Genomic DNA, 18,457 nt, shown 5'->3' on the forward strand with positions numbered 1-18,457 from the left:
CTTGGCGCCGAGGTGAGCTGTCGTGAGCGAAATGTTCTCGTGGGTGGGCCCGTGCTGGATGGTGGCGATCAATGGGCGGTCATAGATCGCAGCAGTGCCATCAGGCAGCACGACCACGAAGGATTGTTCGATTGAAGACGAAGCGTTCTTTTTCACGTAACCCCCTTCTTTCATGCAAGAGATGCGCCGCATTCGCCGCGTGCTGCGGTTGAAAGCGGGCGCTCGAAATGAACGGGAAATCCGTGCGATGCAGACATTGCACGGCAAGGGCAGCGTGCGAGACGGGGTGGGATGGCACAATAACTCCGATGAGGTAGCCACCCCATCAACTCGTCTATATACCGCCATTGCCACCTCGGGTAGCGGGTGGCCTCGTGCAACGCGTGCACGCAGCAAGCTGGGAAACCAGTGTTCGTTGAGGCATTCATCGCGGAAACGACCGTTGAACGATTCGATGCAGGCGTTCTGGTTTGGCTTGCCGGGTTCAATCAAACGAAGCAGCACGCCGCGTTCGTGTGCCCAGGTGGCCATGGTCTTACCGCAGAACTCCGTGCCGTTGTCGCTGCGAATCACCTTGGTCAACCGGGTCATGCTCACTTGCTGTGATTCGGTGCGCTTACGGGGCATGTACGTCGGACAGCGACCGCTCAGCCGCTAGGTTCAGAGGTGACGCATTGGGTGATGCCAAGGTGAGTGCGAGTCGAAATGGATCAAGTCCTCAGCGAATAAGGTTCCTTGACGGCATATAAGGCGATCTCCAAGATGACGCAGGATTAATTCATTCATCGCGATAGAGCAGGAGGCAAACATGTCAGGGGGTTGCAATCGTGAGTTTATTGCTGATCCGGTGGGCTATTCGAACAACAAAACCATTCTTGTTCCGCATCACCTAGATGGCGTCGGCTTTTGGGGCGTGCGCCAGGATGGCCCATTCGATTTGAGGGAAGTGAACGGGTCCGGATTTTCGGGTACGGTCTTGGTCCTCAACCATATGACGAATCGAGGTAGAGCCGGAGGCTTTTTTTCTAAGCGTATCGAAGGTGTATGGCTTCCTTACAGTCCTGGCACATTCAAAACCTTCGAGGTTAAGGCCCGCACAATTCCGTTTTTCGTATTTACGAGCAAGCTTGGCGGGTGTGCGCTTGGCATCAAAGAGGGCAAAAAGGCCGACACGAAGTTTGCGCACGATGCTAGCTACAAGCAGGAAAAAAACTTGACGGGATGGGATCTGCCGCTATTTCAGAAAACGTATGACCCCGCTGATAGAGGTCTGAACGTTACTGCGTTTTTCTGGTGGGATGGAAAGGATTGGTCGATCGGGAAATCTGCCATCTACGACGCGGACGGCCGGGGCCAAAGGATTCATGGCGAAGAATATGCGATGGCGCTTGGTCCTAGAACATGAGGGGAAAGCGAAGTTACCGCAGTTAATACCTGATGGTATCCCCCGGCTTTGTCGGGGGATACTTATTTGAACTAGTTTTCTAAATAATCGGCTAAGCCATCTATAGCCGGCTCATCAGCTTCTACACCTGTCCCACCAGCGCGCACATCGGTTTAGAACGAGTAAGTAAGGCTGAGATGCGCAGCCTGATCGTTGACACGTTGAGCAAACTGTCCGTTGTAGGTTGCATCCAGTGAGAGCTTCGGCGTGGCGAGGATGCGCAACCCCGCCGTAATGGCCATGGCATTACGCGCTACCGGCACGCCTTGCACCGTGAAGGCATCGCTACCACTGAGCAGCTGCATAGTGGCGGCAGAACGCGTGTCGCCCCAAGCACGCTGCCAACCCAGGCTTGCATGCGCTTGCACGGTGTCCTGTGGATTGAGCTGCAGCGCGCCGCGCAAGCCAAGCGTGCCGTAGGTTTGCGTGTTGCTTTGCGCATGGCCGGTGAGCGCTGCGGCGGTACCGGTTTCGGCGAAGGTGTCGGTGTGCAGGCGCTGCGCCGCCAGATCAACGAACGGCGCCAGCGTGCCGTGGCTCAGCGTGAACACATAGCTGCCATCCACATAGGCTTGCACGGTGTTGCCGTGGGATTGGCTGTTGGCGATGCCGGCTGCGGCAGGGAAGCTGAAGTGGCGATCGGTGTTTATGTTCTGCCAGCCGTAGAACGCACCGCTCATTAGCTGGAAATGGCCTGTTTGCACGCTGGCGTATAGACCGGCGTGGCGGGCATGCACGTGTGCGGAAGAAGCCAGTGCACCGACGCTGTCGGAAAGATTGCCTGTGCCGAATACGCCACCGATATGCGTGACGTCGCCGATGGGTGCGTCCATGCCCAGCAGCGTGCTGCTGCCATTGGCATCGAGTGTGGATGCATTGCCGTCGCCTTGATGGTTGCCGCCGCGGGCCGTCGCTGTTGTCCATACGGTGACGCCGTTGTCCATCACGCCGGTCTGGCTGCCGCTATCTTGCGCTCCATTCAAGAGATGATTCGTCACGGCATCGCGCAGATTGCGTTCGTCGTCCATGATGGCGGTGCGAATGGAGGCATGGATTTCGCCGCTCATCTGATCGAAGGCCTTGCGCGCCGTATCGGCGTTCGACAGCAACAGCGCGTTGTAGATGACGTTGCCATAGCTCAGTTTGTTGAGGCTGGTCGCCACCGCGAATTCGTTGGGTGTTTTCGCCACCGCGTTGAAATCGATGTTGTTCCTCTGCAGCGTCAAGCTCACATCGTTGCTGCCGTAACTCAATGTCGGTGTCAGGAATACGAAGTTGCTGCTGGCGGAGGCGAACTGTCCGCTCACGCCACCTGCTGCGGTAAGAATGGTGTATTGAGTGCGCGGCAGCCAGTTGCCGCTATCGGCCACCACCAGTGCACTGCCGGCCAAGTTGGCGGTGCCGCTCACGTTCACCAGGCTGGCCTGTCCATCCGGCGTGGCTTCCACTTCCAATACGCCGTTGGCGCTTTGCACGTAGTTGCCATTCACGGTGAGCGTGCCGATCGAGCCGCCCGCCCATACCGTGCCGCTATTGCTCACGTTGCCGCCGATCGTGCCATGGCCGCGCAGTACGCCACCGCTGTTCACCGTGACGTTACCGCCAAGGTAGGCCGAAGGTGTAGCTGCATCGCCGACTTCCAGCGTGCCGTTCTGCACGGTGGTGGTGCCGGTAAAGCTGCTGCTGTGGCTATCCAGAATCAGCAGGCCTGCACCCGTCTTGGTGATCGTGCCGTTGCCGTCAATCGCGCCACTGAAAGTGCCGTTATTGGTCTGGTTGAAAACCAGGGCCGCGTTGTCGGTGACCGCACTGGCCAGACTGCTGCTGTCAGCCACCAAGCTGCCGGCGTTGATGGTGGTAGCGCCGGTATAACTATTTGCACCCGTTAATGTCAGCGTGCCGGTGCCTTCTTTGGTCAAGGAACCGCTACCGGAAATCGCGCCGCTGAAACTCGCTGCATAGCTGCCGTCGAAGATCAGCACGCTGTTGTTGACGACATTGCCTGTTATCGAACCCGTGGTGCCGCCATTCCCGATCTGCAAGCTGCCTGCGTTGATGGTGGTGCCGCCGCCATAACTGTTGTTACCCGTGAGCACGAGGCTGCCTGCGCCGGACTTGGTCAACGCACCACTGCCGCTCAGTGCCGTGCTGAGTGTGAAACTGTTCGCGGTATCGGCGATATCCAGATTGCCACCACCGCTGCCCAGCGTGATGGCACGCGCGGTGCTGGTAAATGCATGGCCGCTGATGGCCAGTGTGCCGCCATTGAGGCTCAAGCCACCGCTGGCCGCACCAAGATTGGCATCGCTGGAGACCGACAACACGCTGTGGTCGATCGTCGTGCCGCCGCGATACGTGTTGTTGCCGCTAAGCGTTTCGCTGCCGCCGGTCAGCATCAGGCCACCGTTGCCGGTGATCACGCCGCTGAAAAGACCGCTCATGTTGTCCAAGTTCAGTGAGTTGTTGCCAAGCGCCACCACGCCATCGCCACTGAGATTGTTCATCGCCACGCTTGCCGTGCTGGCGGATAGATCGAGCGTGCCGTGGTTGATTACGTTGCTGGATGTCGCCAGCGTGCCGGTCAGTGTCAGGGTGGCGTTGCTGGCAATGATGGTCGCGCCGGTATACGTGTTGGTGCCGGCCAGTGTTTCGCTGCCGCCGGCCAGCATCAGGCCGCCGCTGCCGCTGATCGCACCTCCGAAATGTCCGCTGGCCTGGATGAGGGCAAGCGTGTGGTTGCCAAGATTCACATCGCCATTGCCGCTTAGCGACACTATCGATACAGCGCCGCTGCTGCCGCTGATATCGAAATTTGCGCCACTGGCGATGCTGACATTGCTGGAACTGGCGATGCTGCCACTACCCGACAAGGCCAACGTGCCCGCGCTGATCGACGTGCTGCCGGTATAGGTGTTGGCGCCGGTGAGCGTCACGCTGCCCGCACCGATCTGGCTGAGCGAACCGCTGCCCGATACCACACCGCCAAAGCTGACAGCATCGCTGCGGTCGAACAGCAGTGCACCGTTGTTGATGACGTTGCCGACTATCGCGCCTGTGTTGCCACCGTTGCCGATTTGCAAGCGACCAGCGCTGATCGTGGTGCCACCGGTGTAAGTGTTATTACCCGCAAGCACCAGCGTGCCGAGATCGCTTTTTACCAAGCCATCGCTGCCGGTGAGCACGTTGTTGATGGTGGCCGTCATGCTAGCGCCGGCACTGCTGCCATCACCCACGCGAATCACCGGTACGCTGCCGCTGCTACCCGTCAGCGCCAGCGAGTCACCGGTGAGCACGTAACCATCAACGTCGAACTGCATGCCGGCGGCGCTGACCTGGCCGCTGCTGCCATCCACCGTCACCGTGCCTGCCGTGCCGCCAAACACGGCGAAGCCGGGCTGCGGCTGCATCGCCACGTTCGGTGTCGCGCCGCTGGTATCTGTCCACATTTGCGACGTGGTGGACCAGGTACCGCTGCCGCCACCCATCCGCATTGCGGAGGCTTGGCCGTTCGCGTTCCACACATTCAAGGTGAGGCCGCTGGTATCGATCAGGTTGATCTGCTTGCTCGCCGTGAGGTTCTGCAGTTGCAGCGTCTGACCAGCTGGCGTGCTGCCGAGTGTGATGCCGCCGTTGGTTTCGCTCAGCGTGCCGGCATAGGTGAACACGTTGTAGATGCCCGGTCCCATGCCGCCGGCATCGGTGACATTGAGCGTCATGCCATCGAGCGTAAGATTGCCGCCCACCATCACGCTGGTGCCGCTACCGAAGCTCTGGTAGTTCAGCGCGGGCGCGCCGAACGATAGGTTCAGCACGCTGTTTTGCGCGGCGCTGAAGTTGCCATTTACGGTCAGCACGCCGAATGCAGTGCCGGGCGTAACACTGCCGCCGGTTTGCACATTGACATCACCACCTATCGTGCCAAGACCGAGCAGTGTGGCGCCGCTGTTGACGATGACGTTGCCACCCAGCACCGCGGAGTTACCCACCGTGCTGCCCACGATCAGGCTGCCGTTAGCTACTGTCGTGGTGCCGGTGAAAGCGCTGTTGTTGCCGTCCAGCGTCAACGTACCGGTGCCTTGCTGCACGATCGAGCCGTTGCCCGTGATCGTGCCGCCATAGCTCATGGCATCGCTGCGATTGAACACCAGCGTTGCGTTATCGGTGATGTTTCCGATCACCGCACCATTGGTACCACCGTTACCGATCTGCAACGTGCCGTTGCTGATCGTCGTGACGCCGGTGTAGGTGTTGTTGCCCGTCAGCGTCAACGTGCCGGTGCCGATCTTGGTCAGGCCATCGCCCATGCTTTGCCCGCTGAACGAGCTATCGTCGATGATGCCGCTGATCGTGTCGTTATGGTTCAGTCCGCCAAGCGTGAGCGTTAGCGGCAGGGGATTGTTGTTGGCGTCGTCGTTGCTGCCCAGCAGTATGTTGCCGCCGCCGGAGAGCGAGCCGATGGAGATGGTGGCGGAATCGCCAAGGACGCCAGTGAGAAATACGGCGCCGCCGGTGTTGTTCACCACCGTGGCATTCGCCATATCGCTGTTGCCAAAGAATCCAAGCACGCCGCCTGTATAGGCGAATGGGTTGCCGATCTGGCTCCCGCTCGGCGTGGTACCGCTGGCGGCATTGGTCAGCACCGCGTTGCCTGCTGTGGCATCCGACACGATCACCATGCCGGCGTTGTTGAGCTGAGCGGTGCCGATATCGGCACCACCGATGGTGCCCGACGAGCCGGCTGCCATGTTGATGATGGACGATCCCAGCGACGTGTTGTTGCCGAAGCTTATTGAGGCATTACCGCTGACATTGATCGTGCGCGAACCCGCACTGACGATGCTGCCATTCGGGCCGATGAAGTCGAGAGCGCTGGACGAACCTACCGTAACGTCTCCGCTGCCCAGCGCGCCTGTCGCTTTCACCTCGGCGACGGTGATACCGCCCATCTGGTTGCTTATCGTGGTGCCGCCCTGATAGCTGTTGTTGCCGTTGGTCAGTATCAGAGTGCCGCCGCCGAGGCCGGTGAAGGCGAGGTTGCCGCTGCCGCTGATCTGGCCATCCAGTTGCACCGTGTAGGGTGCGGCGACGCCGATGGTGTTGGTGCCGGCGCCCAGCGTCATCGCTGCGGAGGTGGTGAGGCTGCTGCTCATCACGTCCAGCTCGCCGTCGTTGAGGTGGAATGCCGTGGTGCTGGTCAGCGCCTGCGCGTTCTCGGAAATCACATCAGCGCCGGCGTTGATGGTGGTGGTGCCGGTGTAGCTGTTGGCGCCGTAAAGGAGCAGGGTGCCGGTATCCACGGTCAGGTTGCCGCTGCCGTTGATGCTGCCGTAGAACTGGCCGCTTGCGTTGGTGACAGTAAGCGTCTGCGCGCCGAGGTTGACGTTGCCGCTGCCCGCAAGCGTAGTGACCGAGGCACCACTGTTGGTCGCGCTGATATCGAAGGTGCCGCCGCTGTTAACCGTCACGCTGTAGGAATCGGCGATGCTGCCGTTGCCCGACAGCGCAAGCGTGCCGCCGTTGATGGTCGTGAGACCTGTGTAGGTATTGGCGCCGGTGAGTGTTTCCGTACCGCTCGACACAGCGAGTGCGCCGTAGCCGCCGATGACGCCGTTGAACGTGTCGGCCGCGTTGCTCAGCGTCAGCGTCTGCGAGGGCAAGCCAGTGTCCACGTAGCCGTTGCCTTGCAGCGAAACGATCGATGAGCCGGTGTTGGTCAGGATCAGGCTGAAGGTGCCGCCGCTAAGCACATTGACGGAGGAGTCGACGATGCTGCCGTTATTAAGCAGGTCCAGCTCAGCCCCCGCGCCGATGGTGGTGGTGCCGGTGTACGCGTTGGAGCCGGTGAGCTGCGTGATGCCGTTCGTGAGGGTCAATCCTCCACTTCCCTGGATGAAGCCGTCGAACCGGCCGGCGTTGGTCAAGGTGAGGGTCTGTGTGCCCAGGCTTACCGTACCGCTGCCTTGCAGCCAGGGAATCGACGCGCCATGGGCGGTATTGCTGATATCGAAGATGGCGCCGCTATCCACTTCTACGTACGACGTGTTGGCGATGCTGCCGTTGTTGGCGAGTGCCAGCGTGCCTTGCTGGATGGTGGTGTTGCCGTAGTAAGTGTTGATGCCACCCAGGATCAGCGTGCCGTAATCCGTCTTGACCAGGCCGGAATTACCCGTCATTACGTTGTTGATGGTCGCTGTAGTGCTTGCACTGGCGGTCGTGCCATCGCCCACGTTGATGGTGGCCGAGTTGCTGCTACTCTGCGCGATCAGATTCAGCGCATCGCCCTTCAACACATAGCCGTTGGTAAAAAACTGCATGCCGGTAGCGCTGACCGCGCCGGCGCTGGCGTCGATCGTCACCGTGCCCGGTACGCCACCGAAGATGGCAAAGCCCGGCTGTGGTTGCATGGCCGAGTTCGGCACGCTGCCATTGCTATTGGTCCACGTTGGCGAGATGGCGGACCAGGTACCGTCGCCGCCACCCAATTGCGTGGCAGAGGTCTGCCCGTTCGCATTCCAGATGTTGAGGGTGTAGCCGGTGCTATCGATCAGGTTGATCTGCTTGCTTGCTGTGAGATTCTGCAAAGACACCGTGCGCCCAGCCGGCGTGCTGCCCAGGACGATGTCGCCATTGCTCAACGCGCCGCCATAGCTGAGCACGTTATAGATGCCCACGCCCATGCCCAGATTGTTGACGTTGAGCGTGACGCCGTTGAGTGCAACATCGCCGCCCACACGCAGGCTGCCACCGCTGCCGAAAGTCTGGAAGTTCACGCCCGGTGCGCCATAGGTTTCGTTCAACACGCTGCCTTGCGCGGCAGTGAAATTGCCATTCACCATCAACGTGCCGCTTGAACCGCCCGGTGCGACGACGGCGCCACTTTGCACGTTGACGTTGCCGCCAATCGTGCCGAAGCCGCCCAGCGTGGCGCCGCTATTGACGGTCACGTTGCCGCCCAGCGTAGTACTGCTGCTGGTAACGCCGCCGACAAGCAGAGTGCCATTCGCCACGGTAGTGGTGCCGGTGAAGGCGCTGTCGTTGCCACTCAAGGTCACGCTGCCGGTGCCTTGTTGTATCAGCGTACCGTTGCCGGAAATCGCATTGCCGGCGTTCAACGCATCGCTGTGGTTGAACACCAGCGTGCCGTTGTCGGTGATGCCATTGATGATCGAGCCGCCATCACCAAGTTGCAGCGTGCTGCCAGCTTGGATCGTGGTGCCGCCACCGTACGTGTTGGCGCCGGTAAGCAGCAGCGTGCCGGCACCGGATACGACCAGACCGCCGCTACCGAAGATCGATTGGCTCAGCGTGAACGTGTTGGCGGCATCGGCGATGTCAAGGCCGCTGCCAAGGGCGGTAAGGCTGATCGTGCGGCTGGTGCTGGTGAATGCATGACCGGTGATTTGCAACGTGCCGCCACCCAGCACCAACGCACCCGTGCTGGCGCCGAGATTGCTGTCGCTGGATACCGACAAGATGCCGCCGCTGATGAGCGTGCCGCTGGTATAGGTGTTGGCACCGGTAAGCACCAGCGTGCCGCTGTCGATCTTCTGCAGGCTGCCGGTGCTGATGCCGTCGCCGATCACACCGCTGAGCGTAGCGCTCTGGCCATTGAGTACATCGAAGCGTGCCGTACCGGTCACATTGACGTTATTGGCCAGCGTCAATCCATTCGCGATAAAGGTTAGCTGCGTGCCCGTCGCCATGCTCACACTGCCGCTGCCCAGTGCGCCGCTGTTGCCTACTGCGATGGTGCCGTTGTTGATCTGCGTGCCACCGCTGAAGCTGTTGCTGGTGGTGAGAATCAGCGTGCCCGTACCTTGCTGCACCAAGGTGCCGTTGCCGGTCATGTTTCCATTGAAGCCGATCGCATCGATACGGTTAAAAATCAGCCGGCCATTGTTGATCACGTCACCGGTGATCAAACCCGCGGTGCCGCCATTGCCAAGTTGCAGGATGCCACCGTTGATCGTGGTGCCGCCGCTGTAACTGTTGTCGCTGGTGAACAGCAAACTGCCGCTGCTGTTTTGCACCACCGAACCGCTGCCGCTGATCGTGCCGTTGAAGCGCGCGGCATCGCTGCGATTGAACACCAGCGTGCCATTGTTGAGCACATTGCCGACGATGGAACCCGTGGTGCCGCCATTGCCCAATGCCAACGTGCCGGCGCTGATCGTGGTATCGCCGGTATAGGTATTCGTGCCGGTAAGTATCAGTGTGCCCAGGTCAGTTTTGTTGAGACCGTTAGTGCCGGCGATGACATCGTTGATCGTTGCCGTCATCCCGCTGGCCGCGCCGCTGCCGTCGCCTACACGGATCACCGGTGCTGTGCTGCCACTGCTGATCAGCGTCAGCGTATCGCCGGTCAATGTGTAACCGTCACTGACGAACTGCATGCCGGAAGCGCTGACATTGCCGGCGCTGCCATCCACCGTCACCGCACCGGATGCGCCGCCAAAAATCGCAAAACCCGGCTGCGGCGTCATCGCGGCGGTGACGTCGGCATTGGCATCGGTCCACATCGCAGAGGTCGCCGACCAGATACCGCTGCCGCCACCCAACGCCGTCGCGCTGGCCTGACCGTTGGCGTTCCAGAAGTTGAGCTGCAGGCCGGTTGCGTCGATCAGATTGATCTGTTTGCTGGCAGCGAGCGTTTGTATCGACAAGCTTTCGCCGGCAGGTGTTGTGCCGAGCGTGATACCGCCATTGCTCTCACTCAGCGTGCCGCCGTAAGTGAACACGTTGTACAACCCCGGCCCCATGCCGCCGGCATTGCTAACGTTGAGCGTGACGCCGTTCAACACCAGATCGCCGCCGACCTTGATGCTGCTGCTCTGTCCAGGTGTCTTGAAGTTCGTGCCGGGTGCACCAAGCGCAATGTTGACCACGCTGCCTTGCGCCGCCGTAAGACTGCCTGACACCGTGAGCGTGCCGATCGCCGTTGTGGCATTGCCCGGCGACAGCATGCCGCCGCTTTGCACGAGGAGGTTGCCGCCGATGGTGCCGAAGCCGCGCAGCGTGCTGCCCGTATCCACTTGCGCATTGCCCGTAATCGCAGCAGTGGCATGCGTGGCATCGCCCACAACCAGCGTGCCTTGTTGCACGTCGGTCAAGCCGGTGTAGGTGTTGCTGCCGTTGAGCGTTAGCGTGCCGCTCCCTTGCTTGAGCACCGCGCCATTGCCGGAGATGCTGCCGGCATAAACGCCATCGAAGGTTTGCGCAAAACTCAGCGTCGCATCGTCGACGATGTTGCCTTGCACGCTGTTGGTATCGCCAGCGAGCACGCCGGCATCGATGGTCCAGTTCAGGCTATTCGTATCTGTGCCGGTCAACAGCCAGGTGCTGGCGCCGGTTTTCTTGAAGCTGCTGAAACCCTGATATTCCAGGCCGCTGCCGACAGCACCGATTTGCGACACGTCGAAGCGGTTACCGCCACTGGCATTGGTGTCGCCGCCGAGCGCCAGTGTGTCACCGCCGCTGCTAACCACGTTGCCGACAAAGGTGAAACCGGCCTGCAACTGCAGCGTGTTGCCACCACCGGAGAAATCCACGGCATCGGCGCGTGTTATGCCATCGCCGTACAAACCGCCGCTGATGATGCCGCTGTTGGTGAGTGTGACGTTGCCTTGGCCAATCACGCCCGCGCCGCCGCTGCCAACACTTCCTGCTACACCGCTACTACCGTTAGGTGCACTGGAGTGGTTGAGATTCGTCCCGCCGCTGCCGGCGTTGCCGCCACTGCCGCCCGCACCGCCGCTGATCGTGCCGCTATTGACGATGGTGGCGCCTAGGCCACCAACGATGCCCGCACCGCCTGCGCCGCCCGTGCTGCCATTGCCGCCGATTCCGGACACGCCGCCATAGCTGTTGCCACCGCCGCCGCCTTCACCGCCGCGGCCACCAGCACCGCCGCTGATGTTGCCGGCATTGGTAATGGCTGCACCAGCGCCAGCAAAAATGCCTGTACCGCCGGCGCCACCGAGACCACCGACACCGCCATTCCCGCTCGGGCCGATACTGCCCCCATTCCCATAGCTGAGCGCGCCCATGCCGCCCGTACCACCACTGCCGCCGGTACCAGCGGTGATGGTGGCGAGATTGGAAAACGTGGCGTTGCCACTCGCATAAATACCTGTGCCGCCGCTTGCACCGTTCCCGCCGCTGCCACCGGCGCCACCGATGGGGCCGTTGCCGCCGTTGCCGCCGATACCGCCATTGCCGCCAGCAGCGCCGCTTACGGTGCCGCTATTGGCATAACTGGCGTTTCCGGTAGCGAAAATACCGGCGCCACCCGCACCGCCAGTTGCGCCCGTGCCACCGGTGCCACCTGTGTCATTGACGTGCGAGTAGCTGATACCACCGAAGCCGCCGCTACCGCCATGTGCGCCGGCTGCGCCGCTGATGGTGCCGGTGTTGGAGAACGCGACGCTGCCGGTGGCAAAAATACCTGCACCGCCAGCTCCACCCGTGCCGCCGTCGCCACCGTTACCACCGTTGCCGGTACGACCCGCGTAACCAAATCCGTAGCCACCTCTGCCACCATCACCACCTATGCCGCCAGCAGCGCCGCTGATGCTGCTGGTGTTGCCAAGGGTCATGGCGCCGTTGACCAGAATGCCGGCACCACCGGTGCCGCCGACGCCACCCGTGCCTCCGCTGTAGCCATTACCTTGGCTGTTGTTGCCGCCGTTGCCACCGAAGCCGGCATTTCCGCCGTTGCCGCCGTTGATAGTGCCGGCATGCGTGATGTGGGCGTTACCGCCGGCGAACACGCCGGCCATGCCGGCTCCGCCATTTGCACCGGCACCGCCGCTGCTGCCTCCGTACTTGTAACCGTTAGCGAACGCGTAGTTCGTCCCTTGATAACCGGTGGCACCGTTGCGTCCGCTATAGCCGGTCACACTCACGCGCGTGGCGATATTCAGCGTCCCGGTGCCGTATGCCCTGGCGGCATAGCTACCGGAGTGACCGATCAGGCTGATGCTGGTTATGCCATCGCCCAACTGCAGGGTGCCGCTTTTGACTGCTACGCCGCCGGTGAAGGTATTGGCACCGGTAAGCGTGAGGATGCTGGTGCCAGCTTGCACCACCGAACCGCTCCCGGAAACCACTCCGCTAAGCGTGATGTTGTTGCTGCTGTCGAACTGCAGTGTGGCGTTGTCGAGAATGTTGCCGATACCGCCTACGGTTCCGCCGTTGCCGATTTGCAATATGCCACCGCTGATCGTGGTGGTGCCGCTGTAGTTGTTTGCAGCGGTCAATATCAAGGTGCCGCTGCCGGATTGCGTCAACGAACCCGTGCCGCTGATCGCGCCATCGAAAAGCACAACACCGCTGCGGTTGAATATCAGCGCGCCGTTATCAATCACGTTACCGAAGATCGAACCGGTCGAACCACCGTTGCCGATCTGCAGCGTGCCACCACTGATGGTGGTGCCACCCGTATGGGTATCCGTACCAGTGAGGATCAGCATGCCGTTGCCTTGCTGTACCAGCGCGCCGCTGCCGCTAAGTGTGCCGCTGAACGTGACGGCATCGCTGCGATTGAAGACCAGCGTGCCGTTGTCGACCACGTTGCCGGTAATCGAACCGGCCGTGCCGCCGTTGCCGATCTGCAAACTGCCTGCGTTGATCGTGGTGCCTCCGGTGTATGTATCGGTGCCGGCGAGAATCAACGTGCCGCCGCCTTGCTGTACCAAGGCACCGTTGCCGGAAATCGCGCCACCGAACGTCACCGCATCGCTGCGGTTGAAGATCAGCGTGCCGTTGTCCACCACATTGCCGATGATGGAACCCGTAGTACTGCCATTACCCAATTGCAACGTACCGCCGCTGATCGTGGTGCCGCCGGTATAGGTATTTGTGCCAGTAAGAATCAACGTGCCGAGATCGGTTTTGTTGATGCCGCTGCTGCCGGCGATAACGTTGCTTATCGTCGCCGTCATGCCGCTCGCCGCGCTGCTGCCATCGCCGACGCGGATCACCGGTGCCGTGCCGCCACTGCCGATTAGCGTCAACGTGTCGCCGCTCAAGCTGTAACTATCGCTGGCGAACTGCAGGCCGGTAACGCTGACACTGCCCGCGCTGTTATCCACTGTTACCGCACCGGATGCACCGCCGAAGATCGCAAAGCCCGGCTGTGGCGCCATCGACGCAGTGACATCACCATTGGTATCTGTCCACACCGACGCCGTGGCCGACCACGTGCCGCTGCCGCCGCCCATGGTCGTTGAACTGGCTTGGCCATTGGCATTCCAGAAATCGAGCGTGAAGCCGGTGGCGTCGATCAGATTGATCTGCTTGCTGGCGGCGAGTTGTTGAATCGCGAGGTTTTGACCCGCGGGCGTGCTGCCCAACGTGATACCGCCATGGCTCTCGCTCAACGTGCCCGTATAGGTGAACACGTTGTACATGCCCGGCCCCATGCCGCCCGCATCGCTGACATTGAGCGTGACGCCATTCAATATCAGGTTGCCGCCCACGACGATGCGGCTGCCTTGTCCGGAGGTTTGGAAGTTTGCGCCCGGTGCACCAAAACTGAGATTGAGCACGCTGCCCTGGGCCGCGGTGAAATTACCGGAAACCGTAAGCGTGCCGATGGCTGTCGTGGTATCGCCCGGCGATAGGGTGGCGCCAGTCAGCATGCTGAGGTTGCCGCCGATCGTGCCGAAACCGCGCAGCGTGCCGCCTGTGTCCACTTGTGCGTCGCCTGCGATCGAAGCCGTGGCATGTGAGGCGTCGCCCAGGATCAACGTGCCTTGCCGTACTTTGGTCGAGCCTCCGTACGTACCGTTGAGCGTCAACGTGCCGCTGCCGGCCTGAACCAGTGCGCCGTTGCCCGTGATTGCGCTGGTGAAGCTGACCGCGTCGCTACGATTGAAGACCAGCGTGCCGTTGTTGATCACGTCGCCGGTGATCCAGCCAGTGGTACCACCATTGCCGAGTTGCAGCGTGCCGCTGCTGATCGTGGTGCCGCCGGTGTAGGTATTGTTGCCGGCGAGCGTTTCGTTGCCACCTTGCAAAATCAGCCCAGCGCTGCCACCGATCACGCCTGCGAAGGTGCCGCTGGCACGGGAGAGGGTAAGCGTCTGGCTGCCGAGATTGACGCTGCCGTCGCCATCGAGCGAAACAACGGAGACGGGGTTGGTGCTGCCGGAAATATCGAAGGTCGCACCATTGGCAACGTTGATGTCCGACGAGCCGCTCACGCTACCGGAGCCTGTCAGTGCCAGTGTGCCAGCGTTGATCGTGGTGCCACCGGTGTAGGTGTCGGCGCTGTTGAGCGTCAACGTGCCGCTGCCGGCCTGGACCAATCCGCCGCTGCCTGTGATCGTGCCGCTGAAGCTGATCGCATCGTTACGATTGAAGGCCAGCGTGCCGTTGTCGATCACGTCGCCGGTGAGCGAGCCTGTGGTACCGCCGTCACCGATCTGCAGCGTGCCGGCGCTGATCGTGGTGCCGCCGGTGTAATAGGTGTTGTCGAGTATCAACGTGCCGCTGCCGGCTTGGACCAGTGCACCTCCGCCGAGGATCGTGCCGGTGAAGCTGACCGCATCACTACGATTGAAGACCAGCGTGCCATTGTCGGTCACGTTGCCCGCAATCCAGCCGCTGGTACCGCCATCTCCGATTTGCAGCGTGCCGTTGCTGATCGTGGTGCTGCCGGTGTAGCTGTTGGTGCCGGTCAGGATGAGCGTGCCGGCTTGTTGGGTCAGCGCACCCGACCCCGAAATGGCGCCAGCGAAATTCACCGTATCGGTTCGGTCAAAATCCAGCACCCCGTTGGCGATGACATTGCCGCTGATGGTTCCGCTGCTGCCACCGGCGCCGATCTGCAGGACGGTACCGGCGGTGATCGTCGTGCCCGTGCTGCCTGTAGTGGCAATGGAGCCGGTCACGGTGATGCCTTGGCCGTCCGTAAAGTTGGCCGTTTGAGCGGCAACCGAACCGGTGATGGCAAGTGCCCATGTGTCGTACAAAGTGAAATTGCCGCTGCTCGAAGAAGCGCTGGCGAGCGTGGAAAAATTATTGTTTCTTCCGGTTAGCGATATGTCCCCGGTTGCAGAGAAGCTGTAGCTTCCCCCGTTGAGGGAGCCGGTACCTGTTTCCGAAAGTGTGCCGAGGGTTGAGATCGAGTTGGCTGTGCTCCCATTGGTAACCGTTCCGGTAATCGTCAGTGAGCTGCCGTCCGCCAACGTGAAGTCGCCTGAGTTGAACGTACCCAGTGTGCTTATCTGGTTGGCGACTTCGTCCAGCGTCACGCTGCCGCTGACATTGCCCGTCAAACCGGCAAGTTGGATGGCGCCAGCGGTTTGGTTCACATTCCCCGTGACATTCAGCGTCAACGAACCCACCGCCGAACCGGTGGACTGACCGGCGAGGATCAAGCCGTTGCTTGCTAAAAGAGTGCCCCCTGAAGGGCTGACCAGAAGCGCCTGCGAAAGCGTGTGGTTGGCATCAGTCGTTTGTAGCGTCCCGCCATCGAGGGTGACCGTACCGGCACTTGAGCCCAGTGAGCCGGTGGCCGAAATGGACAACATCCCTGCATTGATCACCCACGACATGGGTAGGCTACTAGTACCTGTCAATGTCCAGGTGCTCGCACCATTTTTTTGGTAACTATCAAAACCGCCCGAAACGAGGGCGACGTTGAAGCTCGCATTGGCACTGCCATCCAGATCGAGAATGTTGCCGTTGCCTCGAGTCGAAAAAATATTTCCGATGAGGCTGTAGCCGCTCAGCAGCTTGACCGTGTTGCTACTGCCCGTGAGGTCGATAGCGTAAGCACCCGCCGCACCCGAGATGCTGCCGCTGTCGATGATGGTGTTATTGCTGTCCGCCATCACCCCGGCGCCGCCTGCGCCAGCGAGGCATCCGCCGTATGGGCAGCCGGCACTGGTGGCGGTGCTGCTCCCACCACTGATCGAGCCGCTGTTGGTAAGCGTGATACCCGAGGCCAAGCTCGCGCCCGTGCCACCATTGCCGCCGGTGCCGCTGGTTAAGTGGCCAGCACCACCACCGCCACCGATACCACCTTGGATGGTGCCTGTATTCGAGACTGTGGAATACGAGGCGGCGATAACGCCCACTCCGCCGGCACCACCGTTCGCGGCGGCGCCGCCGGTGCCGGCATTCCCACCCATAACCGTACCGGCATTGCCAAATACGACGCCGGACGAGAGTGAAACGCCCGTACCGCCAGCGCCGCCGCCGCCGCCGCCGCTTAAGTAGCGTGCGCCCCATAGACGACCACCATTGCCACCGGTACCACCTTGGATGACCTGGCCAGCGCCAGTCTGATAGCTCGCATTGGTGCCTGTGATGGCCAATGCGGTTCCGCCGCCGCCACCACCGCCGCCGCCACCAGCCCCAGGGACTGTGTACCCCCCGCGTACGGTGGCAATAAAGCTGGAACCGGTGGCCCCGTTGCCGCCAGCACCACCGGTGAGCGAAGTGGTGGGAAGGCTGCCACCGGCGCCAACGGTGGCCGTGGTCGTACCAGCCCCGCCCCCTACACCGGCGACGCTGGGGCTCGTTTGACTGGAAAAGTAGCTGCCACGGGCGCCGGCTTGGCCCGCCGCGCCGCCGCCGCCGCCGTAAGGCAAGAAGCTGTTGTTACCGCCGCTGCCTGGGGCACTAGTCGGTGTGCCTCCAGCGCCACCATTCCCACCACGCTGACCGCCTCCGTTGCCGCCTGTGCTTTGGGCCTTCACTTGCATCGGAGTGGCCACACTGATCATGCCGAGCAAGGCGATGCTGCAAGCCAAGGCGAGCGGGCGTTTTGCGCCTAAGGATGGCAGGCTTTCCCGTCGCACCATGCCGCCTTGTGGTAAGTGAACGAGTTCAGAAGCCACTTGCAGGACGCGTAGGGCGCGGTTCCAAACGAGGCGATAGATGCGGTTCATGACGCGATCCCTGGGATCTGGCGAGGTGGCGGGGACAAAAGAGTGGCGCGAGGACGGCGTGCCCTAGACGATGCGCACGCCGCGCGGATTGAGCTGCGGATCGCGCCAGAACGAATCGTTTTCGAAGCGGCGAAACAGATCTGGCGGCAAGATGGTTTGCCGCGCGGTCGCGCCGACACGTGAACGGACCTGATGCAAGCCCGGCGTGCCGGCACGCTTGTCGAAGCCCTTGTCGTCGAAGCTGACGCGTTCGAAATCGTGCGCGTAGAGAGGCTCGCCGATGAAGTCGTACACCGCGGCCAGTGCACGCGCGGGATCGTTCACCAGCGTGTCGTACTGCAACAGCATCAGGTTGTCGGTGTCTTCGCCGAAGTACGCTTCTTTCAGCGCGTTGTAGGCATAGCCCACCATGCCATCGCCATTGACCAAGCCTTCGGTGCGCGAATACACCGTGCCGCCGGATTGATAGTTGAAAATCGAAGAAGGCTGGAACGCGTTGTTGCGGATCAACCGCTCGATGCTGTCGACGATCCACCCGGTGTCCCGCACACAGGCGATGACGCGTGCTTCGGGAAACAGCGTTTTCAATGCGTGCAATCGGATGCACCACACGCGGCTGGTGTCGAACACCACTTCGGCGTCCACTTCGCCGTCGTAGTAGTTGGCAAACAGCCCCCGCAGGATGCGCTGGCGTTGCGCATCATTGATGAACATCGAGAACTCGTTTTGCCCGCTCAACTCGTGGAGCAGCGTGGTGAACATGCCGCCCACCGGACCGCTCATGCCTGCATGAAAGCGCGGGTTCTGCTGCAACAAGGCAGATAGCAGCGTAGACCCGGACCTTGGTAGGCCCGAGATGAAGTGGATGCGGCGATGCATGGTTTCCCCTGTGGATAGCAGTAGAGCGTTATTCGGTGACGGCTACCCACCCTTGCAGCGTGGCAATCCGGACCGGGCGATTGACGCGGTTCACGAGTTGCCTCTGCAAAATAGGAGCGCAAGGTGGGAGCGCTCGGCCATGGCTGGGTATCGTGAGGACAGCGCGCAGGGCTGTCTGTAGAACAAAGACGCTACAGGCGCGGCTACCCGCCGGGTCGCAAAATGACGTCCC

3 protein-coding genes and 1 pseudogene are annotated in these 18,457 nt (G+C 61.5%); 1 reads left to right on the forward strand and 3 read right to left on the reverse strand.

The genetic code is table 11. From position 1 onward, the window contains the following. Positions 1 to 381: 381 nt before the first annotated feature. A pseudogene (locus tag QQJ86_RS10090) lies at positions 382 to 582 on the reverse strand (integrase core domain-containing protein); the annotation flags it as partial. A 226-nt stretch (positions 583 to 808) separates the two neighbouring features. Here QQJ86_RS10090 and QQJ86_RS10095 point away from each other — a divergent pair. Then, positions 809 to 1,405 (forward strand): hypothetical protein, encoded by a 597-nt coding sequence (locus QQJ86_RS10095; RefSeq protein ID WP_284320811.1) that lies wholly within the window; start codon positions 809 to 811, stop codon positions 1,403 to 1,405. Between the two features lie 152 nt (positions 1,406 to 1,557). On the opposite strand, the gene QQJ86_RS10100 is transcribed toward QQJ86_RS10095, so the two are convergent. Further along, a complete protein-coding gene (locus QQJ86_RS10100; RefSeq protein ID WP_284320812.1) occupies positions 1,558 to 17,346 on the reverse strand; it encodes an autotransporter-associated beta strand repeat-containing protein in 15,789 nt (5,262 codons plus the stop codon). 63 nt (positions 17,347 to 17,409) lie between these two features. Then, positions 17,410 to 18,225 (reverse strand): sulfotransferase family protein, encoded by an 816-nt coding sequence (locus tag QQJ86_RS10105; RefSeq protein WP_284320813.1) that lies wholly within the window; start codon positions 18,223 to 18,225, stop codon positions 17,410 to 17,412. Between the last annotated feature and the right edge of the window lie 232 nt (positions 18,226 to 18,457).

Origin of the sequence: Dyella acidisoli (assembly GCF_030160295.1) — a bacterium.
In the GTDB taxonomy this organism is placed as follows: domain Bacteria; phylum Pseudomonadota; class Gammaproteobacteria; order Xanthomonadales; family Rhodanobacteraceae; genus Dyella_B; species Dyella_B acidisoli.

Excerpts from the sequence above, each read along its gene's own strand:
- QQJ86_RS10095 (WP_284320811.1), top strand. The coding sequence starts at position 809 with ATGTCAGGGGGTTGCAATCGTGAGTTTATTGCTGATCCGGTGGGCTAT.
- QQJ86_RS10100 (WP_284320812.1), bottom strand. The coding sequence starts at position 17,346 with ATGAACCGCATCTATCGCCTCGTTTGGAACCGCGCCCTACGCGTCCTG.
- QQJ86_RS10105 (WP_284320813.1), bottom strand. The coding sequence starts at position 18,225 with ATGCATCGCCGCATCCACTTCATCTCGGGCCTACCAAGGTCCGGGTCT.